Origin of the sequence: Thioalkalivibrio sp. ALRh (genome assembly GCF_000381425.1) — a bacterium.
Classification (GTDB): Bacteria; Pseudomonadota; Gammaproteobacteria; order Ectothiorhodospirales; family Ectothiorhodospiraceae; genus Thioalkalivibrio.
Genome location: NZ_KB906519.1, coordinates 785,962 through 808,992, shown reverse-complemented (window position 1 = coordinate 808,992; position 23,031 = coordinate 785,962). Strand labels below are relative to the sequence as shown.

General features: G+C 66.6%; 21 protein-coding genes, 1 tRNA gene and 1 other RNA gene. 22 read left to right on the top strand and 1 reads right to left on the bottom strand.

Annotated elements, in window-relative coordinates:
- Window positions 1-4 precede the first annotated feature (4 nt).
- The 9 genes from lolB to grxD all read left to right on the top strand — a co-directional run bounded on the left by lolB (window position 5) and on the right by grxD (window position 5,987).
- A complete protein-coding gene (lolB, locus tag F791_RS0103900) occupies window positions 5-610 on the top strand; it encodes a lipoprotein insertase outer membrane protein LolB (protein ID WP_038038431.1) in 606 nt (201 codons plus the stop codon).
- Entirely contained in the window at window positions 607-1,497 is an 891-nt protein-coding gene (ispE, locus tag F791_RS0103895) for a 4-(cytidine 5'-diphospho)-2-C-methyl-D-erythritol kinase (RefSeq protein ID WP_018137946.1), read from the top strand. The genes lolB and ispE overlap by 4 nt, the downstream gene beginning before the upstream one ends.
- A 205-nt stretch (window positions 1,498-1,702) precedes the next feature.
- Window positions 1,703-1,777, top strand: a tRNA-Gln gene (locus tag F791_RS0103890).
- 33 nt (window positions 1,778-1,810) lie between these two features.
- Window positions 1,811-1,935, top strand: a non-coding RNA gene (locus tag F791_RS13415) — RtT sRNA.
- A 130-nt stretch (window positions 1,936-2,065) separates the two neighbouring features.
- Window positions 2,066-3,022 carry a ribose-phosphate diphosphokinase gene (locus tag F791_RS0103885; RefSeq protein ID WP_026182170.1) on the top strand — a complete coding sequence of 319 codons (957 nt, stop codon included), beginning with the start codon at window positions 2,066-2,068 and terminating at the stop codon, window positions 3,020-3,022.
- Between the two features lie 107 nt (window positions 3,023-3,129).
- The gene (locus F791_RS0103880) at window positions 3,130-3,834 is read left to right on the top strand and encodes a 50S ribosomal protein L25/general stress protein Ctc (RefSeq protein WP_018993509.1); all 705 of its coding nucleotides are present in this window, start codon (window positions 3,130-3,132) and stop codon (window positions 3,832-3,834) included.
- Window positions 3,835-3,866: 32 nt separating this feature from the next.
- Complete coding sequence (pth, locus tag F791_RS0103875) at window positions 3,867-4,484, top strand: aminoacyl-tRNA hydrolase (protein WP_018993510.1); 618 nt, start codon at window positions 3,867-3,869, stop codon at window positions 4,482-4,484.
- Window positions 4,481-5,575: a redox-regulated ATPase YchF gene (ychF, locus tag F791_RS0103870; RefSeq protein WP_018175347.1), complete on the top strand. Its 1,095-nt coding sequence runs from the start codon at window positions 4,481-4,483 to the stop codon at window positions 5,573-5,575. The genes pth and ychF overlap by 4 nt, the downstream gene beginning before the upstream one ends.
- 82 nt (window positions 5,576-5,657) lie before the next feature.
- A complete protein-coding gene (gene grxD, locus F791_RS0103865; protein WP_018875229.1) occupies window positions 5,658-5,987 on the top strand; it encodes a Grx4 family monothiol glutaredoxin in 330 nt (109 codons plus the stop codon).
- 228 nt (window positions 5,988-6,215) lie between these two features.
- On the opposite strand, the gene rnt is transcribed toward grxD, so the two are convergent.
- Complete coding sequence (gene rnt, locus F791_RS0103860) at window positions 6,216-6,902, bottom strand: ribonuclease T (RefSeq protein WP_018137626.1); 687 nt, start codon at window positions 6,900-6,902, stop codon at window positions 6,216-6,218.
- A gap of 274 nt (window positions 6,903-7,176) precedes the next feature.
- Between rnt and aceE the strand changes: the two genes are divergently transcribed.
- From aceE to F791_RS0103795, 13 genes are all read left to right on the top strand, one after another.
- Window positions 7,177-9,840 carry a pyruvate dehydrogenase (acetyl-transferring), homodimeric type gene (gene aceE / locus F791_RS0103855; protein ID WP_018137625.1) on the top strand — a complete coding sequence of 888 codons (2,664 nt, stop codon included), beginning with the start codon at window positions 7,177-7,179 and terminating at the stop codon, window positions 9,838-9,840.
- Entirely contained in the window at window positions 9,752-11,194 is a 1,443-nt protein-coding gene (gene aceF / locus F791_RS0103850; RefSeq protein WP_081601186.1) for a dihydrolipoyllysine-residue acetyltransferase, read from the top strand. Before aceE ends, aceF begins: the two co-directional genes overlap by 89 nt.
- Before the next feature lie 16 nt (window positions 11,195-11,210).
- The gene (gene lpdA, locus F791_RS0103845; protein ID WP_019592202.1) at window positions 11,211-12,995 is read left to right on the top strand and encodes a dihydrolipoyl dehydrogenase; all 1,785 of its coding nucleotides are present in this window, start codon (window positions 11,211-11,213) and stop codon (window positions 12,993-12,995) included.
- Window positions 12,996-12,999: 4 nt separating this feature from the next.
- Window positions 13,000-13,968 (top strand): OmpA family protein, encoded by a 969-nt coding sequence (locus tag F791_RS0103840; protein WP_018137622.1) that lies wholly within the window; start codon window positions 13,000-13,002, stop codon window positions 13,966-13,968.
- A gap of 58 nt (window positions 13,969-14,026) precedes the next feature.
- Window positions 14,027-15,250, top strand: coding sequence for an argininosuccinate synthase (locus F791_RS0103835; protein WP_018137621.1), 1,224 nt, complete (start codon window positions 14,027-14,029; stop codon window positions 15,248-15,250).
- 1 nt (window position 15,251) lies between these two features.
- Window positions 15,252-17,255, top strand: coding sequence for a diguanylate cyclase (locus F791_RS0103830; protein ID WP_019592201.1), 2,004 nt, complete (start codon window positions 15,252-15,254; stop codon window positions 17,253-17,255).
- 347 nt (window positions 17,256-17,602) lie between these two features.
- On the top strand, window positions 17,603-18,388 hold the full coding sequence (locus tag F791_RS0103825; RefSeq protein WP_038038428.1) for a VacJ family lipoprotein: 786 nt from the start codon (window positions 17,603-17,605) through the stop codon (window positions 18,386-18,388).
- Window positions 18,385-18,894, top strand: coding sequence for a hypothetical protein (locus tag F791_RS0103820; protein WP_026332996.1), 510 nt, complete (start codon window positions 18,385-18,387; stop codon window positions 18,892-18,894). Before F791_RS0103825 ends, F791_RS0103820 begins: the two co-directional genes overlap by 4 nt.
- Window positions 18,894-20,297 carry a UDP-N-acetylmuramate:L-alanyl-gamma-D-glutamyl-meso-diaminopimelate ligase gene (gene mpl / locus F791_RS0103815; RefSeq protein WP_019592199.1) on the top strand — a complete coding sequence of 468 codons (1,404 nt, stop codon included), beginning with the start codon at window positions 18,894-18,896 and terminating at the stop codon, window positions 20,295-20,297. The genes F791_RS0103820 and mpl overlap by 1 nt, the downstream gene beginning before the upstream one ends.
- The gene (locus F791_RS0103810; protein WP_012981773.1) at window positions 20,294-20,932 is read left to right on the top strand and encodes a flavin prenyltransferase UbiX; all 639 of its coding nucleotides are present in this window, start codon (window positions 20,294-20,296) and stop codon (window positions 20,930-20,932) included. Before mpl ends, F791_RS0103810 begins: the two co-directional genes overlap by 4 nt.
- Window positions 20,929-21,537, top strand: coding sequence for an LON peptidase substrate-binding domain-containing protein (locus tag F791_RS0103805; RefSeq protein WP_012981774.1), 609 nt, complete (start codon window positions 20,929-20,931; stop codon window positions 21,535-21,537). Before F791_RS0103810 ends, F791_RS0103805 begins: the two co-directional genes overlap by 4 nt.
- A gap of 56 nt (window positions 21,538-21,593) precedes the next feature.
- Window positions 21,594-21,977, top strand: coding sequence for a thioredoxin (gene trxA, locus F791_RS0103800; protein ID WP_012981775.1), 384 nt, complete (start codon window positions 21,594-21,596; stop codon window positions 21,975-21,977).
- A gap of 43 nt (window positions 21,978-22,020) precedes the next feature.
- On the top strand, window positions 22,021-22,968 hold the full coding sequence (locus F791_RS0103795; RefSeq protein ID WP_019592198.1) for an AEC family transporter: 948 nt from the start codon (window positions 22,021-22,023) through the stop codon (window positions 22,966-22,968).
- Window positions 22,969-23,031 lie beyond the last annotated feature (63 nt).

Here is a 23,031-nt window from a genome sequence, read left to right as displayed (position 1 = left end):
GGGAGTGACCCGTTGGGTGTCAGGTGTCGTCGTGGCGCTGGTGCTGATCGGTTGTACGGCCCCAATGCCTCGTACCGAAGACCCCGCTGCACGACAGGCCTTCGACGAGCGCGCCGAGGTCGTGAAGGCCTTTGATGAGTGGCGCCTGGCGGCCCGTCTGGGGCTCTCCACCGAGACGGAATACTGGTCCGCGCAGCTGAATTGGCGCGTGCAGCAGGAGCGCCATGTCCTCGACTTGTCTGGTCCCATGGGACGTGGGGGTGGCCGTCTGACGCTGGCCCCGGATCAACCCGCGGTGCTGATCACGCGAGCCGGCGAGCAGTATCAGGCCGAGGACCCGGATGCTCTGGTCGCCTACCTGACGAACGAGGCGATACCGGTGTCCGGCATGCGCTACTGGGTGCGGGGTCTGCTCGCGCCGGGCGCCGAGTACGATCTCGAGGTGGACGAGGACGGCTTGCCCCGGCGCATCGAGCAGTCCGGCTGGGTGATCGAGTTCGGCGAGTTCGATGAGGTTGACGGCATGGCGCTCCCGGTGCGCATGGACCTCGAGCGCGAGGGCGTGGAGCTGCGTGTGCGCATCGCTAACTGGCACATGGCGACGCGATGAGCGGCGATTTCGATGTGGCCTTCCCCGCGCCGGCCAAGATCAACCGATTTCTGCATATCACGGGGCGGCGCGCCGATGGTTACCATGAGCTGCAGAGCGTGTTTCAGTTCGTCGGGCTGGCGGATTCGCTGCGCTTCGAACCGCTGGAGCGGGGGCGATTCGAGATGTCGGCCGGGGCGCTCGATGGAGGTCACAACCTGTGCCTGCGGGCCGCGCGGGCGCTGGCGGAGGCCAGCGGTTCATCCTTTGGGGTGCGGGTGCATCTCGACAAGCGCATCCCGATTGGAGGTGGCCTGGGTGGGGGCAGTTCCGACGCCGCAACCACGCTGGTCGTACTGAACCGACTATTCGATCTCGGGCTGTTGGAGGATGACCTGGCCGCGATTGGCTTGGGCCTGGGGGCTGATGTGCCGGTTTTTGTGCGCGGCCGGGCGGCCTGGGCCGAAGGCGTCGGGGATCGCCTGGTTCCTCTGGAGCCGGATCTGGCCTGGTTGCTGCTGGTGGACCCCGGCGTTTCGGTGGCGACAGGGCCCATGTTTGGCTCAGCGGAATTGACACGCGACTGTCCCGCCGAGACAATTTCGCCCGAAATTGATGCCGCGCGCTTTCGTAATGTGTTCGAGCCGCTGGTTCGCCGGCAGTATCCACTCGTTGCCGAGGCACTGGACTGGATGGGCGGGCAAACGGAGCGCGCGCGGCTGAGCGGCACTGGGGGCTGTATCTTCGGGATGTTCCCGAACGAGCAGGCTGCCCGCCAGGCGCAGGCCGCACAGCCCCGTCCCTGGCGGAGCTGGGTGACGCCGCTGACGAACGTGTCGCCCCTGCGGCAGTGGCTCCCGGGCAGCGCCGCCGCCGAGGGTGCCGAACAACAAGTAATTGGGCCGTAGCCAAGCGGTAAGGCAACGGGTTTTGATCCCGTCATGCGCAGGTTCGACCCGAGCGGCGCAGCCGCGAGAGCACGCCACCGCAGGTGGCGCCCGAAGGGTGGCGCGCAGCGCCATCATCCTGCCGGCCCGGATCGGCGGCAGCCGATCCGCCATCGGTTCCGGAAGCGGAACCTAGGCAGGGTTGGGGCAGGCAACAACGAGCAATTGGGCCGTAGCCAAGCGGTAAGGCAACGGGTTTTGATCCCGTCATGCGCAGGTTCGAATCCTGCCGGCCCAGCCATACAACGAAACCCGCGGCGCACGGCGCCGCGGCACCGGCCAAAGGGCCGGCAGGATGAGAACCGGGTTCGACTCGAGCGGCATAGCCGCGAGAGAACGCCGTCACTGGCGGCGGCCCGAAGGGCGGCGCGAAGCGCCGTAATCCTGCCGGCCCAGCCATACAACGCGGGTGGTGATGCTGGATATCGCCACCGCGCCACACACCACCGGCCCCGGCGCCACGCCGGGGTCTATTTTGGAGCCAGGTGACCCGTTCACCCGCTCCGCACCACCCAGACCGGAAAAAACCGTGGTCGACAAGAGCCGAATGATGGTCTTCGCGGGGAACGCGAACCCCCGCCTGGCACAGAGCGTTGCCGAGCACCTGGGCCTGCCGATGGGCAAGGCGATTGTGGGCCGCTTCAGCGACGGCGAGGTGCAGGTCGAGATCCTGGAGAACGTGCGCGGTCGCGACGTGTTCCTGATCCAGCCGACCGGGCAGCCGACCAACGAGAACATCATGGAGCTGGTCATCATGGTGGACGCGCTGCGGCGCGCCTCGGCCGGTCGCATTACCACCGTGATCCCGTACTTCGGCTACGCCCGCCAGGACCGCCGGGTGCGCTCGGCGCGGGTGCCGATTTCGGCCAAGGTGGTCGCGAACATGATCGAGGCGGTCGGTGCCGATCGCGTGCTGACTATCGATGTGCACGCGGATCAGGTGCAGGGCTTCTTCAACGTCCCGGTGGACAACATCTACGCCTCGCCGGTGCTGCTGGGCGATGTCTGGCGGCATGTCTCCGGCAATCTGACCGTGGTTTCGCCGGATGTTGGCGGTGTGGTGCGTGCCCGCGCGATTGCCAAGCGCCTGGATGATGCCGATCTGGCGATCATCGACAAGCGCCGTCCGCGTGCGAACGAGTCCGAGGTGATGCATATCATCGGTGATGTGCGCGACAAGTCCTGCATCATCATCGACGACCTGGTGGATACCGCCGGCACGCTGTGTCAGGCGGCCAAGGCCCTGAAGGCGCACGGTGCGGCGTCGGTGAGCGCCTACGCCACGCACCCCGTGCTTTCTGGTGCAGCAATTGATAATATTAACGGTTCGGCGCTGGACGAGCTGGTGGTGACCGACACTCTGGCCCTGCAGCCGAATGCCCAGGCCTGTGCAAAGATCCGGCAGCTGTCGGTCGCGGAGATGCTGGCCGAGACCATTCGTCGGATTAATCTCGAGGAATCGGTCAGTTCGCTGTTTGTGGACTGAAGCCTCGGGCGCAAGGCGCTACTGGCGCCACGATTTCGGGGGATTGTCCCCCAACTTCACGCCTCATCTGGTCGCGGATGAGGCGTGTTCATTTGGAGAAAGCAACGATGAGCATGAGTTTTACCATTGAAGCCGAGAAGCGGGACGAGCAGGGATCGAGTGCGAGCCGCCGCCTGCGTCGCGCCGGCAAGCTGCCCGCCATCCTGTACGGTGGCGAGAATGACGCGCAGCCGATCACCCTCGACCACAACGCGATGGTGCACAACCTGAAGCATGATGCGTTCTACTCGCACATCCTGACGGTCAAGCTGGATGGCAAGAGCGAGAAGGCGATCCTGCGCGACGTGCAGCGTCATCCGTTCAAGCCGACCATCTACCACGTGGATCTGCTGCGTGTGTCGGCGAACCAGCCGATCCGTGTGCACGTGCCGCTGCACTTCCACAATGAGGAAGAATGCAAGGGCGTGAAGCTGGGTGGTGGCATGGTCAGCCGCATGCTGAACGACATCGAAGTCGAGTGCCTGCCGGGCGACCTGCCCGAGTCCATCGACATCGATGTGGTCGAGATGGACGTCGGTGACACCATCCACATCTCCGAGCTGAAACTGCCGAAGGGTGTGGAAAGTGTGGCCCTGATGCACGGCGAGGACTACGACTACGCCGTGGTCAGTGTCCTGCTCCCGCGTGCCGCGAAGGCCGAAGAAGAAGAGGGCGAGGAAGTCGAAGCCGCCGAGGCCGAGGGTGCCGAGGCCGAGGGTGGCGAAGAAGCGTCCTCCTCCGGCGACGAAGGCGGGTCCGAGGACAAGGAATAAGCCTCACGGCCATTCCTGCGCCCTTCTGACCCATGGCTATTCGCCTGATCGTCGGGCTGGGCAATCCGGGCCCGCGTTATGCCGAGACCCGGCATAACGCGGGCTTCTGGTTTGTGGATGCCCTGGCTCGTCGTCATTCCACCGAATTTCGCAGCGAGGGCCGCTTCGATGGCGAGGCGGCGCGGCTGACTCTGCCCGAGGGCGACTGCTGGCTGTTCAAGCCCATGAGTTTCATGAACAAGAGCGGTCTCCCGGTGCGCAAGTGCGCGGATTTCTATCGTATTGCCCCGGAAGAGATTCTCGTGGTGCATGACGAGCTCGACCTGGACCCCGGTGTCGCGCGCCTGAAGATGGGCGGCGGGCACGGTGGCCACAATGGTCTGCGCGACCTGCATCGCCATATGGGTGGGCCGAACTATGCCCGGCTGCGCCTGGGTATCGGTCACCCCGGGCATCGTGACGACGTCGTCCCGTTCGTGCTGGACCGGCCTGGTCGGGACGATGCCCGTGCGATCGAGGATGCCATCGATGCCGCGCTGGACCAGGTGCCGGCGCTGATTGCCGGGCGCTGGGACGAGGCTGTACGCAATCTGCATGGCGGCGGGTCGAAGGCGGCCCCCGGTCGCACAACCCCCGAGGAAACCCGATGAGTCTGAAGTGCGGGATCGTCGGCCTGCCGAACGTCGGCAAGTCGACCCTGTTCAATGCCCTGACCCGCGCCGAGATCGCCGCGGAGAACTATCCGTTCTGCACCATCGACCCGAACGTGGGCGTGGTGGAGGTGCCGGATCCGCGCCTGGCGCGGCTCACCGAGATCGTGAAGCCCGAGCGTACGCTGGCCACCACGGTGGAGTTCGTCGACATCGCCGGTCTGGTGGCCGGTGCCGCGCAGGGCGAGGGGCTGGGCAACAAGTTCCTGGCTCACATCCGCGAGACGGATGCGATCGCCCAGGTGGTGCGCTGTTTCGAGGACGACGACATCGTGCACGTGGCCGGCAAGGTTGATCCACTGGCCGATATCGAGACGATCAGCACCGAGTTGATGCTGGCGGACCTCGAGACCGCCAGCAAGGCGCTGACCCGACTGGCGCGCGCGGCGAAGTCGCAGGACAAGACGGCCATCGCGCAGCTGAAGGCGGCCGAAAAAGTCGCGGCCGGCCTGGATCAGGGGATTCCGGCGCGGGCCCAGGACCTGGACGAGGACGAGCGGCGCCTGCTCTATGACCTGCATCTGCTGACGATCAAGCCGCTGATGTATATCGCCAACGTCGACGAGGCCTCGCTGGCCGGCGGCAACGCGATGGTCGAGGCGGTACAGGCCAAGGCGACCGAGGAGGGCGCCGAGGTGGTCAGCGTCTGTGCGGCCATCGAGGCCGAGATCGCCGTGCTGGATCCGGAGGAGCGGGCCGAATTCCTGGCCGATCTCGGGCTCGAGGAGCCGGGGCTGGATCGGGTGATCCGTACCGCCTACCGGCTTCTGGACCTGCAGACCTTCTTTACCGCCGGCGAGAAAGAAGTGCGAGCCTGGACCGTGCGTCGGGGGTCCACTGCGCCGCAGGCCGCGGGTGCGATCCACACCGATTTCGAGCGCGGTTTCATCCGTGCCGAAGTGGTGGGGTATGACGACTTCGTCGCGAACAATGGCGAGCAGGGTGCGAAGGACGCCGGGAAATGGCGCCTGGAAGGCAAGGAATACCTAATGCACGAAGGCGACGTGGTACATTTCCGCTTCAATGTCTGAGCGTTACACTGCGAATTGATTATCGGGTGTGGTGCCGCTGGTGCCTCGCCCTGTTTTGCACCGAATCTTTGGGAGTACTTCGATGGACGTAATGGACCGCATCCGCCAGCAGGTGGAAGACAATCCGGTGGTGATCTTCATGAAGGGCACCCCGCAGTTCCCGATGTGTGGCTTCTCCAGCCGCGCGGTCGAGGCGCTCAAGCGCTGCGAGCAGGAGTTCGCCTACGTAAACGTGATCGCTGACCAGGAGGTCATGCAGAACCTGCCGCGCTTCGCCGACTGGCCGACCTTCCCGCAGGTCTATGTGGATGGCGAGCTGATCGGTGGCTGCGACATCACCCTTGAGATGTTCGAAAGCGGTGAGCTGAAGAAGGCGGTCGAAGAGGCCCACGCCAAGCGCGCGGCGAGTTAGAACTCCTGGTGCGTCAGCCCGAAGGGCTGTCGCACACCCCAAAACCGTCATCGCGAGGCCCCGCCAGGGGCCGTGGCGATCTCCTGACGTAGCCCCCGGGCCCTGCCGCCGCCGAAATGTCGGGCGATTGCTTCACCCCCTGCGGGGTTCGCAATGACGGGGTTGCGATTGTGTCATCGCGAGCCCCGTAGGGGCATGGCGATCTGTGGGTGTTACCCCGGGTCGCGGTCAGCTCCCCGGCGGCAGCTCTTCCGGGTCGGGCAGGCGCAGGGCGTTCTGCGGGACCCCGACCCCGTCCTGCCAGCGGTTCGCGATCTGGCAGAAAATATCCGCTGTCTTTTCCGCATCAAATGCCGCGCTGTGAGCGGCTTCCGTATCCCATCCCAGCCCCGCAGCATCGGCCGCCCGTGCCAGCACCGTCTGGCCGAACGCCAGTGCGGCCAGGGACACGGTATCCAGGCTGGAAAACGGGTGGAACGGGTTGCGCTTGATCCCGCAGCGCTCGGCGGCGGTATGCACGAAGCCGAGATCAAAGTGTGCGTTGTGCCCGACCAGGATCGCCCGCTTGCAGTGGTTGATCTTCACCTCCCGTCGGACCTCGCTGAACAGCCGGCCCATGGCCTGATCTTCGGGGTAGGCCGCGCGCAGCGGGTGGTAGGGGTCGATCCCGTTCACCTCCAGCGACTTTGGATCCATCTCCGACCCCTCATAGGGGCGCACGTGCAGGCTCACGGTGCGGTCGCGCACCAGATGGTCGTTTTCGTCGCGGCGCAGGAACACGGCCGCGACCTGCAAAAGGGCATGTCGCCGACAATCGAAGCCTCCCGTCTCGACATCTACCACAACGGGCAGGAAGCCGCGAAATCGGTTTGCCATGGGGCGGTGTTGCGGGTCCAGCTGGACGGGTTCGGCCATCGGTGTGCTCGGTCCTGAATGGGGTCGGCGGGCGGTATTCGCGGGTGTTGGCGGCGAGAGCGTGGGCTTTCGTGATGTTTGCGGCTTTTCCCGCAGATTTTCCCGAAGATCGGCGCCATAGGCGGCTTTCGCTTGACCTGTTGGCGGCTCAGTCGGGATACTTGCGCCTTTTATGCCCGCCCAACACCGGCGCATGGTAGCAAATGCCCGCCCGCCCGGTGGTCTGGAGCCGTGATGGCATCCTGATTCCCAACCCGTTTTCAGGGGTAGACGCATGGACCCGAACGCGACCGAACACGATATCGACCCGCAGGAGACCCAGGAGTGGATTGACGCCCTGGCCTCCGTGCTGGAGACCGACGGCCCCGAACGGGCGCACGCCCTGCTGGAGCGCCTGGTCGACAAGGCGCGCCGCAGCGGGGCCTACCTCCCGTATTCGGCCAATACCGCCTACGTGAACACCATCCCAACGCACCTGGAGCCCGAATACCCGGGCGACGGCGCGGTGGAGCACCGCATCCGCTCCTATATCCGCTGGAACGCGATGGCGATGGTGGTCAAGGCCAACCGCGTATCGGCCGAGCTGGGCGGGCATATCGCGACCTTCGCATCTGCCGCTACGCTCTATGACGTCGGCTTTAATCACTTCTGGCACGCCCCGTCGCACGATCATGGCGGCGACCTGCTGTTTGCGCAGGGGCACTCCTCGCCGGGGATCTATGCCCGCGCGTTCATGGAAGGCCGCCTGACCGAGGAGCAGCTGGACCACTTCCGCCGCGAGGTGGACGGCAAGGGCCTGTCCTCCTACCCGCATCCCTGGCTGATGCCGGACTTCTGGCAGTTCCCGACCGTGTCCATGGGTCTGGGCCCGATCATGAGCATCTACCAGGCGCGTTTCATGCGCTATCTGCAGGATCGCGGCCTGGCGCAGACCGAGAACCGCCGCGTCTGGAGCTTTGTCGGTGACGGCGAGGTGGACGAGCCGGAGACCCTGGGGGCAATCACGCTGGCCTCGCGCGAGAAGCTGGACAACCTGACCTGGGTGGTGAACTGCAACCTGCAGCGCCTGGACGGCCCGGTCCGCGGCAACGGCAAGATCGTCCAGGAGCTGGAGGCGATCTTCCGCGGAGCCGGGTGGAACGTGGTCAAGGTGCTGTGGGGCCGCTACTGGGACCCGCTGCTGGCGAAGGACACTGACGGCCTGCTGCAGAAACGCATGATGGAGGCGGTCGACGGCGACTACCAGAACTACAAGTCGCGCGATGGCGCCTACGTCCGCGAGCACTTCTTCGGCAAGTACCCCGAGCTCAAGCGCATGGTGGCCAATATGTCCGACGAGGACATCTGGCGCCTGAATCGCGGTGGCCATGACCCGGTCAAGGTCTATGCAGCCTACAAGGAGGCCGCGGAGCACAAGGGGCAGCCGACCGTGATCCTCGCGCACACCGTGAAGGGCTACGGCATGGGGTCGGCGGGCGAGGCCCAGAACCGTACCCACAGCCAGAAGAAGATGGACGCGGACGACATGAAGCAGTTCCGCGACCGCTTCAACATCCCGCTGTCCGACGAGCAGGTGGAGAAGGCCGAGTACATCAAGCCGGACCCCGACTCCGAAGAAATGAAGTACATGCACGAGCGGCGCAAGGACCTGGGCGGCTATCTGCCGGTGCGCCGCCCGCTGGCCACCCCGCTGGAGATCCCGGGGCTGGACGCCTTCAACGGTCTGCTGGAGGCCTCCGGCGAGCGTGAGATGTCCACCACCATGGCCTTCGTGCGTCTGCTGACCCTGCTTGCCCGCGACAAGAAGATCGGCAAGAACATCGTCCCGATCGTGCCCGACGAGGCGCGTACCTTCGGCATGGAAGGGCTGTTCCGCCAGCTGGGAATCTACTCCTCGGTCGGTCAGCTCTACGAGCCGCAGGACAAGGACCAGGTGATGTATTACAAGGAGGACAAGAAGGGCCAGATCCTCGAAGAGGGGATCAACGAGGCCGGTTCCATGTCCTCCTGGATCGCGGCGGCCACCTCCTACTCCACCCATGGCGTGGCGATGGTGCCGTTCTACATCTTCTATTCGATGTTCGGCTTCCAGCGCATTGGCGACCTGATCTGGGCCGCCGGCGACATGCGTGCCCGTGGCTTCCTGATGGGGGCGACCGCCGGGCGGACCACCCTGGCCGGCGAGGGCCTGCAGCACGACGACGGTCACAGCCTGATGATGGCCGCCAACGTGCCCAACTGCATCGCCTACGACCCGACCTTCGCCTTTGAGCTGGCGGTGATCGTGCAGGATGGCATGCGCCGCATGTACGCGGAGCAGGAGAGCGTCTTCTACTACATCACCGTAATGAACGAGAACTACCCGCAGCCGGCCATGCCGAAGGGCGCCGAGGAAGGCATCCGCCGCGGCCTGTACCGGCTGCAGGCGGGTGGGCGCAAGAAAAAGAAGGTGCGCCTGCTGGGTTCCGGCACCATCCTGCGCGAGGCCATTGCCGCCGCCGAACTGCTGGATAAGGACTTCGGCGTCGCCGCCGAGGTCTGGAGCGCGACCAGCTTCAACGAGCTGGCCCGCGACGGCCGCGATGTCGAGCGCCATGCGCGGCTGCATCCGGAGGCCAAGCCGCGCAAGTCCTGGGTGGAGGAATGTCTGGGTGGCTCGGAGGATCCGGTAATCGCCGCGACCGACTACGTGCAGGCCTATGCCGACCAGATCCGTGCCTTCGTGCCGGCCGAATACCGCGTGCTGGGGACCGACGGCTTCGGTCGCTCGGATACCCGTGCCGCGCTGCGCCGCCACTTCGAGGTGGATCGCTACCACATCGCGGTCACGGCCCTGAAGGCCTTGGCCGATAACGGGACCGTCGAGGTCAAGACCGTCTCCGACGCGATCAAGAAGTACAAGATCGACGTCGAACGGCCCAACCCCTTGCAGGCCTGAGGCCGCCGGACCCGAGGCAGGAGCAGACATGAGCAACACGACTACTGTGCACGTCCCGGATATCGGCGACTTCAAGGACGTCGAGATCATCGAGGTCATCGTCAGCCCCGGCGACACCGTGGCCCCCGAGGATCCGCTGATCACGCTGGAGTCCGACAAGGCCTCCATCGAGATCCCGGCCCCGCAGGGCGGCACCGTGAAGGCGCTGAAGGTGAAGGCCGGCGACCGCGTCAACCAGGGCGACCCGATCCTGGAGCTGGAGCCCTCCGACAAGGGCGCGGCCGAGGACACCTCAGCCAACGACGAGGCGCCGAAGCAGGAAGCGCCGTCTCCCTCGGGTGGGCAGGCCGAGTCGGCCCCCGAGGCCGAGCAGCCGAAGCCGTCCGAGGCGCCGAAAGCGGCCGGTCGGGCCGATCCGCGGCCGTCGCCGACCGAGCACATCCGCGACGAATCGGCCTTCCGCAAGGCCCACGCCTCGCCGGTGGTGCGCAAGTTCGCGCGCGAACTGGGCGTGGACCTGAGCAAGGTCGAGGGTTCCGGGCGCAAGGGGCGCATCCTGCGCGAGGACGTGCAGGGCTTCGTCAAGCGCGCGCTGAGCCAGGGCGCCGGCGGCGGCCTGGGGGTCGAGCCGATGCCGGAGATCGACTTCTCCGAGTTCGGTCCGATTGAGACCCAGCCGCTGTCGAAGATCAACAAGCTCACCGGCAAGAACCTGCATCGCAACTGGGTCACTGTCCCGCACGTGACCCAGTTCGACGAGGCCGACATCACCGAGCTCGAGGACTTCCGCAAGTCGCTGAAGGCCGAGTACGAGAAGAAGGGCGTGAAGGTTACCTTCCTGCCGTTCCTGATGAAGGCGGTGGTCTCCGCGCTCAAGCAGTACCCGCGCTTCAATGCCTCGCTGGATGCGACCGGCGAGAACCTGATCCTGAAGCAGTACTACAACCTCGGTATCGCGGTCGATACGCCGGACGGCCTGGTCGTCCCGGTGGTGCGCGACGTCGATCGCAAGAGCCTGGTCGACATCGCCTCCGAGCTGATGGACCTGTCCCAGCGCGCTCGCGACAAGAAGCTCAAGCCCGCGGACATGCAGGGCGGCTGCCTGACCATCTCCAGCCTCGGCGGGATCGGCGGGACGCAGTTCACGCCGATCGTGAATGCCCCCGAGGTGGCGATCCTGGGCGTGTCGCGCTCCAGCATGAAGCCGGTCTGGAACGGCAAGGAGTTCGAGCCGCGCCTGATCCTGCCGCTGGCGCTGTCCTACGATCACCGGGTGATCGATGGCGCGCTGGGCGCCCGTTTTGCCACCACGCTGAGCGCATTGCTGTCCGACATGCGCCGCATGCTGCTGTAACGACCGGAGCTTTGTCATGAGCCAGACCAAGACCATCGAGGTCCCGGATATCGGGGATTTCAAGGACGTCGAGATCATCGAGGTCCTGGTACAGCCGGGCAGCGAGATCGCACCGGAGGACCCGCTGATCACGCTGGAGTCCGACAAGGCGACCATCGACGTGCCCGCCCCAGAGGCCGGCACCGTGAAGAAGCTGCATGTGAAGGTCGGGGACAAGGTCTCCCAGGGCAGCAAGCTCCTCGATCTTGAGGCCAGTGGCGAGGCTGCGGGCGGAAGCGATGACGCCCCCGCATCCGGTGGCGAGAAGACCGAATCCGCCAAGGTGGAATCGGGCGCCGCGAGTGAGCCGCAGAAGGCGGCACCCAAGGCGGCCGCCGACCTGAATACCGACAGCCAGTGCCAGGTTCTGGTGCTGGGCTCCGGCCCCGGCGGCTATACCGCCGCCTTCCGCGCCGCGGACCTGGGGCTCGACGTGGTGATGGTCGAGCGCTACCCGCAGATCGGCGGGGTCTGCCTGAACGTCGGCTGTATCCCGTCCAAGGCGCTGCTGCACGCCGGCGAGGTGTTGCACGAGGCTGAGCGCTTTGCCGCGCTGGGCATCAAGTTCGGCGAGCCGGAGATCGATCTCGACGGCCTGCGGGGCTACAAGGACAAGACGGTCAAGAAGCTGACCGGCGGGCTCAAGCAGCTGTGCAAGCAGCGCAAGGTGCGCGTGGTGCAGGGTGTGGGCGAGTTTGTCGGCGCCAACAGCATCGCGGTCGAGGGCGACGGCGGCCGCGAGGTGATTGGCTTCGAGCACGCGATCATCGCGGTCGGTTCGCAGGCGATCAAGCTGCCCGGTTTCCCCTGGGACGACGAACGGGTGATGGACTCCACCGGCGCCCTCGATCTGGCCGACATCCCCGAGCGCATGCTGGTGGTCGGCGGCGGCATCATCGGCCTGGAGATGGCCTGCGTGTACGAGTCGCTGGGCGCGAAGGTCACGGTGGTCGAGCTGTCCGATACCCTGATGCCGGGCGCGGACCGCGACATCGTGCGCCCGTTCGAGAAGCGTGCGAAGAAGCGCTTCGAGAATATCTTCCTCAAGAGCAAGGTGAACGGGGCCAAGGCCACCAAGGCCGGGATCGTCTGCCAGTTCGAGGGCGAGGCCAAGGGCCTGCCGGAAGAGGATACCTTCGACCGTGTGCTGGTTGCCGTGGGGCGCAGCCCGAATGGCGCGAAGATCAGTGCCGAGGCGGCGGGCGTGCAGGTGACCGAGCGCGGCTTTATCGAGGTCGACAGCCAGCAGCGCACCAACGTCGAGCACATCTTCGCCATCGGCGACGTCGTCGGTCAGCCGATGCTGGCGCACAAGGCCACCCACGAGGGCAAGGTCGCGGCCGAGGTGATCGCCGGGCACAAGGTGCACTTCGACGCCCGCGCGATCCCGTCGGTGGCCTACACCCATCCGGAGGTCGCCTGGATGGGCGTGACCGAGGAGCAGGCCAAGGCCGACGGCATCGAGTACACCAAGGGCGTGTTCCCCTGGGCCGCCTCCGGCCGCGCAATTGCGCTGGGTGCCGAGGACGGCATGACCAAGCTGCTGTTCGACGCCGATGGCCGGGTGATCGGTGCGGGCCTGGTGGGCCCGTCCGCCGGCGACCTGATCGGCGAGGCGATGCTGGCGCTGGAGATGGGGGCGGAGATGGAAGACATTGGTCTGACCGTGCATCCGCACCCGACCCTGAGCGAGACGGTGGCCTTCGCCGCCGAGGTCGCGCACGGTTCGATCACCGATATCCTGCCGCCCAAGAGTCGCTAGTTTCGTGTCCGTGCTGCGCCGTCTTGCTCTCCTGGTTTTCGGGGGACTGTGGCTGGCGCACGGGGTGGCTCAGGCGGGGGTCGTGCCTCACCGTGAATCGCTGGAGCGCAGCGACTGGCAGGTGATCGAACTGGACGATGCCTGCCGCATCGAGCAGGGCGTTCGCCACGGCGGTACGCTGCGCTTCGAGACCCGGCCAGGCCTGGCGCTTCGCGCCTTCTGGCTTGCCCCCTACGCAATGCCCGAGGGCGCCACCGCGCGATTGCGCACCGGGGCCCCGGAGTGGCTTGGGGCGAGTCCGAAGTCGCCCCTGGATCTCGAGTTGCGGGCCGAACGACCCGATCGTTTCCGGGTTCCGGACGCGCATGTTCAGGCGCTCCAGGCCCGCCTTCTGGTGGGGCATGACGTGCGGATCGATTTCCCCGGTGCCGAGGACGCGGTGCATTTTCGCGGCATTCGTTTTGCCCAGCGTGCCGGGGCCTTCGAGGCCTGCTACACCGGGGCCGAGGGCCCGGATGTCGGGGCGCTGGATCGCTGGTCGGTGTACTTCGCAACCGGCAGCCGCGAACTGGATTCCAGGGGGCGCGAGACCGTCGCCCGTGCGGCCGAGACCCTGCGCACCGTAGAACGCCCGCGCGTGCGCCTGGTCGGCCTGACCGACGCCGAAGGCCCGCGCGAGGTTAACGAGCGTCTGAGTCGCCAGCGCGCAGAGGCGGTGCGCGCGGCGCTGGTGGAGGCGGGTGTGCCGGGCGATGGATTGACGGTCGAGGCCGGTGGTGTCGACCCGGACGCGGACGGCGAGCGCGAGGGTTCGCGCCGGGTGGATATCTGGTGGCTGGGTGGCGCGGACGCCGCAGCCAGACCATCTTCCGTTGCGGAAACCGCTGTTGACGCCGGCCGCGAGCTGCCCCCGGCCGAGCCGCGGGCGGCGCCGGAGTCTCCCCGGGGCGCCCCGGCCTCCGCGGGCTGGTAGTGAAGCCCGTCACAAAAACGACTATAACTCTCAAGAAGAAAGAAGGATTGGTATTCCCATGAGTTCGAAGATTTCCCGTGTCGTGCTGGCCTATTCCGGTGGCCTGGATACCTCCGTGATCCTCAAGTGGCTGGAGGATCAGTACGGCTGCGAGGTGATCACCTTCACCGCCGATCTGGGCCAGGGCGAGGAGGTTGAGCCGGCCCGCGCCAAGGCCGAGGCCCTGGGGGTCAAGCAGATCTACATCGAGGACCTGCGCGAGACCTTCGTGCGCGACTACGTGTTCCCGATGTTCCGCGCGAACACCATCTACGAGGGCGAGTACCTGCTGGGTACCTCGATCGCACGGCCGCTGATCGCGCGCCGGATGGTGGAGATCGCCGAGGAGACCGGCGCCGACGCCATCGCCCATGGCGCGACCGGCAAGGGCAATGACCAGGTCCGCTTCGAGCTCGGGGCCTATGCGCTGAAGCCGGGCATCCAGGTGATCGCCCCTTGGCGCGAGTGGGACCTGAACTCGCGCGAACGCCTGATGGCCTACGCCGAGCAGCACAACATCCCGGTGGACTACGCTAAGAAGGGCACGAAGTCGCCGTACTCCATGGATGCCAACCTGCTGCACATCTCCTACGAGGGCGGCCCGCTGGAAGACCCGTGGACCGAGGCCGAGGAAGACATGTGGCGCTGGTCGGTCTCCCCGGAGGCGGCACCGGACGAATCCGAGACGCTGACCATCGGTTTCGAGAAGGGCGACCCGGTCTCGATCAATGGCGAGCGTATGAGCGCGGCCGAGCTGCTCGCGAAGCTCAACGAACGCGGCGGGGCCCACGGCGTCGGCCGTCTCGATATCGTCGAGAACCGCTATGTCGGCATGAAGTCGCGCGGCTGCTACGAGACCCCGGGCGGCACCATCCTGCTCAAGGCGCGCCGGGCGCTGGAGTCGATCACCCTGGATCGCGAGGCCGCGCACTTGAAGGACGAGTTGATGCCGCGCTACGCCAGCCTGATCTACAACGGCTACTGGTGGAGCCCGGAGCGGCGCATGCTGCAGGCCGCGATCGATGACACCCAGGGTGTGGTCAACGGCGAGGTGCGCCTGCGCCTGTACAAGGGCAACGTGATCGTCGCCGGCCGCCGCTCGGAGGACACCCTGTTCGACGACGCGATCGCTACCTTCGAGGACGATGCCGGCGCCTATGACCAGAAGGACGCCGAGGGTTTCATTCGCCTGAACGCACTGCGCCTGCGCATCGCCGCCAGCCGCAATCGGAAGCCCACATGAGATGAGCCCGCGTGCGTACTTCCGGCGATCGTCTGGTTGCCTGTCCTGGTTCGGCAGGGGCGGTCTCGGAGGTGTCGTTCTGCTGTGGGGGCTGGTCTTTGGCGCGCTGCTGGCAACGCCGGCCGGTGCGAAGGCCGGGGCGGCCGAGCGCGAGCTGATCCTCGCGGTGCTGGCGCACCGGGGCGAGGATGCCGCGCGCGAACAGTGGACGCCTTTCGCCGAGTACCTGGAGCAGGCGCTGGAGGCCGTTCAGGTCCGCCTGGTGCCGGTCGACAATGATGCCCTGCAGGCGGGGGCGGCTGAGGGTCGCTTTGACCTGGTCCTGACTAACCCCGGCTCCTACGTGATGCTGGAGCAGCGTCACGGCATCTCCCGTATCGCGACCATGCTCCCGGCCGAGGTCGGGCGCGAGGAAGACCGCTTTGGGGCTGTGATCATCGCGCGCGAGGACCGCACGGACCTGGTCGAGCTGAGCGACCTGGTCGGGCAGCGGGTCTCCGCGGTCCACCCCGACGGCTTTGGCGGCTGGTGGATGGCCTGGCGGGAACTCGAGGCCGCCGGGCTGGATGTCGAGACCGATCTGGATCGCGTGGTATTCACGGGCTTCCCGGTTTCCCGGGGACTGGATCTGCTGCTGGCGGGCGAGGTGGATGCCGCGACCTTTCGCACCGGGATCCTCGAAGACCTGCGCGAGCAGGGCGACCCACGGGTCGAACAAGTGCGTCTGATCGGCGAGCGGGCCGTGCCCCGCTTCCCCTACCGGACCTCGACCCGTCTGTACCCGGAGTGGCCGCTGGCGATGCGCGGCGATCTCGATGTGGATATCGCTCAGGCAGTGCTGCGCGCCCTTCTGGCGCTGGATGCCGAGCACCCGGTGAGCCAGGCGGTCGGGATTACGGGCTGGGCCGCGCCGCGTTCCTACGAGGACGTGCAGGGCCTGATGTACGACCTGGGCGTGGGGCTTTACGCCCCCGAGCCGTTCGCCGTGCTGCGATGGGCGCGCGACAACCTGGCGGCGTTACTCGCCGTCCTGGCGGCAGGTATCGCGGCGATCCTCCTGTACGTGCTGCGGGTACATGCCCGTATGCGCATCGCCGGGCACAACCTGCGCCGGGCGATGGGCGCGATCCCGAACGCGGTGATTACGCTGGATGCCCGTGGCGGGATCGTCTATATGAACCCCGCGGCCGAGCAGATGGCGGGGCTGGTCCGTCTGCAGGCACTGGGGTGCAGCCTGGATCAGGTCCTGGACCTGCGCGAGATGGGGACCGATCGGCCGCTGGGTGCAGACCGATCCCAGCCGCTCGCCAAACATCTGGGCGAGCATACCGAGGCACGCTTGGTGACGCCCAGCGGCCACGAACGGATCGTGCGCATCGACCGCACAGCGCTGGATCCGGTGGCGGGCAGTTCGGTGCGCACCCTGCTCGTGCTGGCCGATATCTCCGAGGAGCGCGAGCTGGTGGATCGGCTGGTGCATGAAGCGAGTCACGATCCGCTCACCGGTTTGTTGAACCGGCGCGCATTCGAGCGCGAGATGCAGCGCGCGATGGACAATGCCCGGGAATACTCGTCGGTGGCGAGCCTGCTGCTGGTGGATCTGGACTACTTCAAGGCCGTGAACGATCGCCATGGCCACCGGGTAGGCGACGAGCTTCTGCGCCGGGTGGCGACGATCCTGCGGCAGCTGACGCGATCGCGCGATGCCGTGTCCCGGATCGGGGGCGACGAGTTTGCGGTGATCGCGTACGAGACCGATGCCGAGCAGGCCCGGGTCCTGGGGCAGCGGATCTGCAGTGCGTTGGGCGACCGGCCGTTGCAGGTCGAGGCGCGGGACGTCACCATTGGGGCCTCGGTGGGTGTGGTGCAACTGGGCGAGACGCTGCCGAGTGTGGATGCGGCCTTCGTGGCCGCCGATCGCGCTTGTTACACCGCAAAGGGCAAGGGACGGGGCCAGGTTGGTCTGGCCCGCAAGGCGGATATTCACCCCATTACCGGTTCCTGACGCCTAGGGAAACACAGATTAATGTACACACTCGCGTTGGCACCCCAAGTTTTCCGAGACAAGGCGTGGTGCGTAGCGGGTAGTGGTTCTACCCGCCCGTTTTTGATGAATGCGGGGCGCAACGCAGGATCGGGGAACCTGGGGTGCCAACCCCGCAACTCATTCAATGCAGGGGCTCGGCTGCCCGTTGTTATCAAAAACGGGCGCGCGCACGGCGTTGCGGCTCCCTTGTGCAGAATGACTGCACGGCAGTCACCGCGCCTTGTTCGCACGCAAAAGCGACTCGAGCGCGAGCGTGTACATTGATCCGTGTTTCCCGAGGTCGGGCGCAGCGAAAAAGGAATCGTATGTCGGTTGTTTCCCGTTTACGCATGGGGTTGGCGGCCCTGATGGTACTGACGCTTTCCGGCTGTGCGACCGTGCCCAGCGAAGATCGTCATCCGGACGACCCCTGGGAGTCGTACAACCGGGTGGTGTTCGAGATCAACGACGACTTTGACCAGGCCCTGCTGCGCCCGGCCGCAGTCCAGTATCGGCGGCTGCCGCAGCCCGTCCAGACCGGGGTAGGCAATTTTTTCTCCAACCTCAATGACTTCACGGTCCTGTTCAACAACCTGTTGCAGGGCAACCTGGACAACGCCGCCTCGGATACCGGGCGCATCATGTTCAATACGACCTTCGGTCTGCTCGGCCTGATCGATGTCGCGACTCCCATGGGCCTCGAGAAGAACAACGAGGACTTCGGTCAGACCCTGGGTGCCTGGGGCGTGGCACGTGGCCCGTACCTGCAGCTGCCGCTCCTGGGGCCCAGTACCGCGCGCGATGCCCCGGCGCGTCTGGTTGACGGCTATACCAGCCCCCTCTATCACACAAACCTGCGCACCGATCACACCGGTTGGTGGGTGGGCCTGATCGCGCTGGATGTGGTTGATATGCGCGCCGGACTGATACCGACCGAGCGTATGCTGGCGCAGATCTCCGACGATCGATACATCGCCATGCGCGAGGCCTATCTGCAGCGCCGCGACTTCCTGGTGCGCGGGGCGTCGGACGAGCGCGCAACCGAGATGCTGGATGAACTCGACGAGCTCGAGGCCCTGGAGGCGATGGAAGCCGAGGAGGACATGGATTGAACAGCCTCTGGACGATGCTGGACATCCTGCGTCTGCGCAGTGGCCCGCAGGACCTGCCGCCCGATAACGCTACGCTGATCTTCTGGCTCGGGATTGCCCTGGTCACGGGCATGGCGGTCGGCATCCCGATGTACGGCACGGGCCAGGCCCTGGTCCTGAATGTGCTCGATCTCGCCGTGCTGTATATGTTTATCGTCGTGGTGCTGCGCATGGGGGGTGTGCCTGGCCGCTGGCTGCAGACCTTTACCGCAATGGCCGGCACCGGGGCCCTTCTGGGCCTGCTGATGGCCTTGTTGATGCTGATCGATGCCCCGGCCGACCCGGAGGAGGTCTCCACCGGGGCCCTCCTGGCGCTGCTGACGCTGGTGGGCTGGCTGCTGCTGGTGTTCGGGCATATCCTGCAGCAGGCCCTGGAGCTGGGCAGCCGTTTTGTCGGCATGTTGATCGCGCTGGGGTATGTGGTGGTCTCCAGCGTGATCACCCAGGTGGCCCTGGGAGCGCTGTAGTGAACACGGGTCAGCTGCATATCCTCGGTATTGGCGGGACCTTCATGGGCGGGCTGGCCCAGCTCGCCCGCGCGCGTGGCTACCAGGTCACCGGTTCCGACCAGAAGCTGTATCCGCCGATGAGCGAGCAGCTGGAGCAGGCCGGTATCCCCTATCACGAGGGACATGACCCGGCGACCCTGCCGGATACGGGACCGGTCGTGGTCGGCAACGTGATGACTCGCGGCATGCCGGTCATCGAGGCCCTACTGGATCGCGGCCTGTCCTACACCTCCGGCCCGCAGTGGCTGGCCGAGCATGTGCTGCATGACCGCTGGGTGCTGGCGGTGGCCGGTACCCATGGCAAGACGACGACCGCCAGCCTGCTGGCCTGGATCCTGGAACATGCCGGGCTGAGCCCGGGATTCCTGATCGGGGGCGTGCCCGGAAACTTTGGCGTCAGCGCGCGGATGGGCGAGACCCCGTTCTTCGTGATCGAGGCGGACGAATACGACTCCGCCTTCTTCGACAAGCGTGCCAAGTTCGTCCACTACCGGCCACGCACCCTGGTGCTGAACAACCTCGAGTTCGACCATGCAGACATCTACCCGGACCTGGCCGCGATCGAACGTCAGTTCCATCACCTGGTACGCACTGTTCCCGGCCAGGGCCTGATCCTGGCGCCCGCAGGTGATGCCGCGCTGGAGCGCGTGCTGGAGATGGGCTGCTGGACGCCGGTGGAGCGCATCACCACCGACCCGGACACCGGGGATACGGTGGCCCTGGTGGCGCGGCCTTTGAATGACGATGCCTCGGAGTTCGAGGTGCTGGCCAACGGGGTGGCCCAGGGGCGCGTGGCCTGGGAGATGACGGGGCAGCACAATCTTTCCAATGCCCTGGCCGCGCTCGGGGCGGCCCGCCATGCCGGGGTACCGCTGGCCGCGGGGATCGCGGCCCTGCCGGCCTTCCGCGGTGTGCGGCGGCGCCAGGAGTTGCGCGCCGAGATCGACGGGATCCGCGTGATCGACGACTTCGCCCATCACCCGACCGCGATCCGCCTGACCCTCGAGGGCCTGCGCGGCCGCGTCGCCCCCGGCGGACGCCTGATCGCGGTGCTGGAGCCGCGTTCCAACACCATGCGCATGGGGGTGCATGCCGACGCACTGGGGGCCGCCCTGGAGCGCGCGGACGCAGTGCATCTTTATCATGCCCCGGAGATCGACTGGTCCACCGAGGGTCTGCAGCGAAAGCTCGGCGGGCGGCTGTCGGTGGCGCGTGAGATCGAATCCCTGTTGCAGGGGATTCTTGCCACGGTGCGCCCCGGCGATACGCTGGTCATTATGAGCAATGGTGGTTTCGATGGCCTGCACCAGCGCCTGATCGCCGGGTTGCAGTCACGTGAACCCTCGGGGACCCCTGCATGAGTGGAAAGCCGCGTTCGATCGCCCTGGCCCTGACCGGTGCCTCCGGCGCGCCCTACGGGCTGCGCCTGCTGGAGTGCCTGGTACAGGCGGGGGTGCAGGTGCATCTGATGCTGTCGAAACCGGCACAAGTGGTGCTGGGGCTGGAGACTGATCTCGACGTACCCGGGCGTCCGGCCGAGATCGCTCGCTTTTTCGCCGAGCGTCATGGGGCTGCCGATGGACAGATCCGCTGCTATGGCCCGGAGCAGTGGACCGCACCGGTGGCCAGCGGCTCGGCGGTGCCTGAGGCGATGGTGGTCTGCCCCTGCACTACGGCGACCGTATCGGCCATCGCGACCGGGGCCTCGCGCGGGCTGATCGAACGCGCGGCGGATGTGGTGCTCAAGGAGCGGCGCAGGCTGGTGCTGGTGGTACGCGAGACGCCGTTCTCCGAGATCCACCTGGAGAACATGCTGCGCCTGGCGCGCATGGGTGCGGTGGTCATGCCGGCCAACCCGGCTTTTTATCATCGGCCGCAATCCATCGACGATCTGGTTGATTTCATGGTGGCGCGAGTACTGGACCATCTGGACATCGAACATGCCCTGGGCCCGCGCTGGGGCGAGGCGTCGTTGCCGCCGGAGGGCCCGGCATGACAACTCTGCCACTGTTCCCGCTGAATACCGTGCTGTTTCCGGAGGGGCTGCTGCCGCTGCGGATCTTCGAGACGCGCTATCTCGACATGGTGCGCCGCTGCCTGCGCGAGGATGACCGCTTCGTGATCGTCGCGATCGAGCCGGACACCGAGTCCGGTGCGCCCCGTCCGGAGGCGGAGACGGACCCGTCCGTCGGCTTCCACCCGATCGGGACCGAGGTCGCGATCGTCGACTGGGACCAGCGGCCGGACGGCCTGCTCGGGATCCTCGTCAAGGGCGAGCGTCGCCACCAGCTTCACAACCCGCGCCGCGCCGAGGACGGCCTCTGGCTGGCGGAGGTCGAGCCTTTGCAGGAGCGCCCCGATGTCAGCCTGCCGGTGGACTATGCCTCACTGGCGGATCTGCTCGAGCGGCTGCTGGACCAGCTCGGCACGCCCTGGTCACACCTGGAGCGTCGTTTTGACGATTCCTCCTGGGTGGTCGGACGGCTGACGGAGCTGCTGCCGATCGATCTCGAGATCAAGCAGCAGCTGCTGGAGGCGGACGACCCGATCGAGCGCCTGGAGCGCCTGCGAGCGGCCATGCTCGCGGCATCGAAATCCTGAAACCCTGCGGCGGGGCTGTTAAGGTTTCGCACACACTTTCATTGGAGCCCGCCATCATGGCCGTTCAGGAACTCACGCAGGATACGTTCGAATCCACGATCACCGGCAACAACATTGTCATTCTGGACTTCTGGGCCCCCTGGTGCGGCCCGTGTCAGCAGTTCGCCCCGACCTTCGAGGCGGCCTCCGAGCAGCATTCCGACGTCGTCTTCGCCAAGGTGAACACCGACGAGGAACAGGGGATCGCCGGGGCGTTCCAGATCCGTTCCATCCCGACGCTGATGATCTTCCGCGAGCAGATCATTGTCTTCTCCCAGCCGGGCGTGCTGTCCGCCGGGCAACTGGACGAGGTGCTGGGCAAGGTGCGCGAGCTGGACATGGACCAGGTGCGTGCCGACGTCGAACGCCAGCAGCAGGAGCAGCAGGCTGGCCAGGCCTGATTACCTTCTGACGCGAAACCTATAGTCCTAAACGAGCGCCCCCATGCTGACGGTCATGACCCAGATGGGGGCGCTCATCGTTGCGGGCGTCGTCTGGCGCCTGTTGCGCCCCGGCGGGCTGGACGCCGACACCGCCCGCCGGGTGCTCACCACCCTGGTCTACTACCTGCTGCTGCCCGCGCTGGTGCTGCAGGTGCTGTGGACCGCCCCCCTGGGACTCGACTCGCTGCGCATCGCCCTGGTGGCCGGCACGACCGTGCTGGCGATGGTGGCCGTGACCCTGCTCGCTTGCCGACTTTGCCTGGCAGAACGCGCGGCGGTCGGGGCGATGCTGCTGGCCGCGGCCTGGCCGAATGCCACCTACCTGGGGCTCCCCGTACTCGACAGTCTGTTCGGCGATGCCGGCCGGGCGGTGGCGATCCAGTACGACCTGTTCGCCTGCCTGCCCCTGGTGCTGACGCTGGGGATCCTGCTGGCCAGGCGTTACGGGGACCCGGAGGCGGTCCGGCTGTATGGCGGCGGCGGGGCCATTCGCGGGCTGGTCGCTGTCCCCTCGATCTGGGCGGCGGTCCTGGGCGTGGCGCTGAACCTGGCCGGTCTGCCGCTGGTGACCTGGCTGGATACCTGGCTCGGCTTCCTGGCTGACTCGGTCGCCCCCCTGATGCTGTTCTCGCTGGGGCTGGCGCTGGTGTTCGACCGTTTCCGCGGCCGCGATCTGCGCCCCCTGGTGATGGTGTCCGTCATCCAGTTGCTGATGGCACCGCTGTTCGCGCTCAGCCTGGTCTGGTGGGTCGGGCTGGAGGGTGTGCCCGGGATTGGTTCGGTGCTCGAGGCGGCGATGCCGGCGATGGTCCTGGGGCTCGTGTTCTGTGATCGCTTCCGGCTCGATACCGGCCTGTATGCGGCCGCGGTCACGCTGACGACGGCGCTGTCGCTGGTGACACTCCCGCTGTGGTTCGCCATCGCCGGGTATCTGATCCCTGGGGGGTGACAGTGCGCGCGGGTCGGGCTCGGCGATCGGTTACAGCGATCGGCTACAATTGGCGGGTGAAGA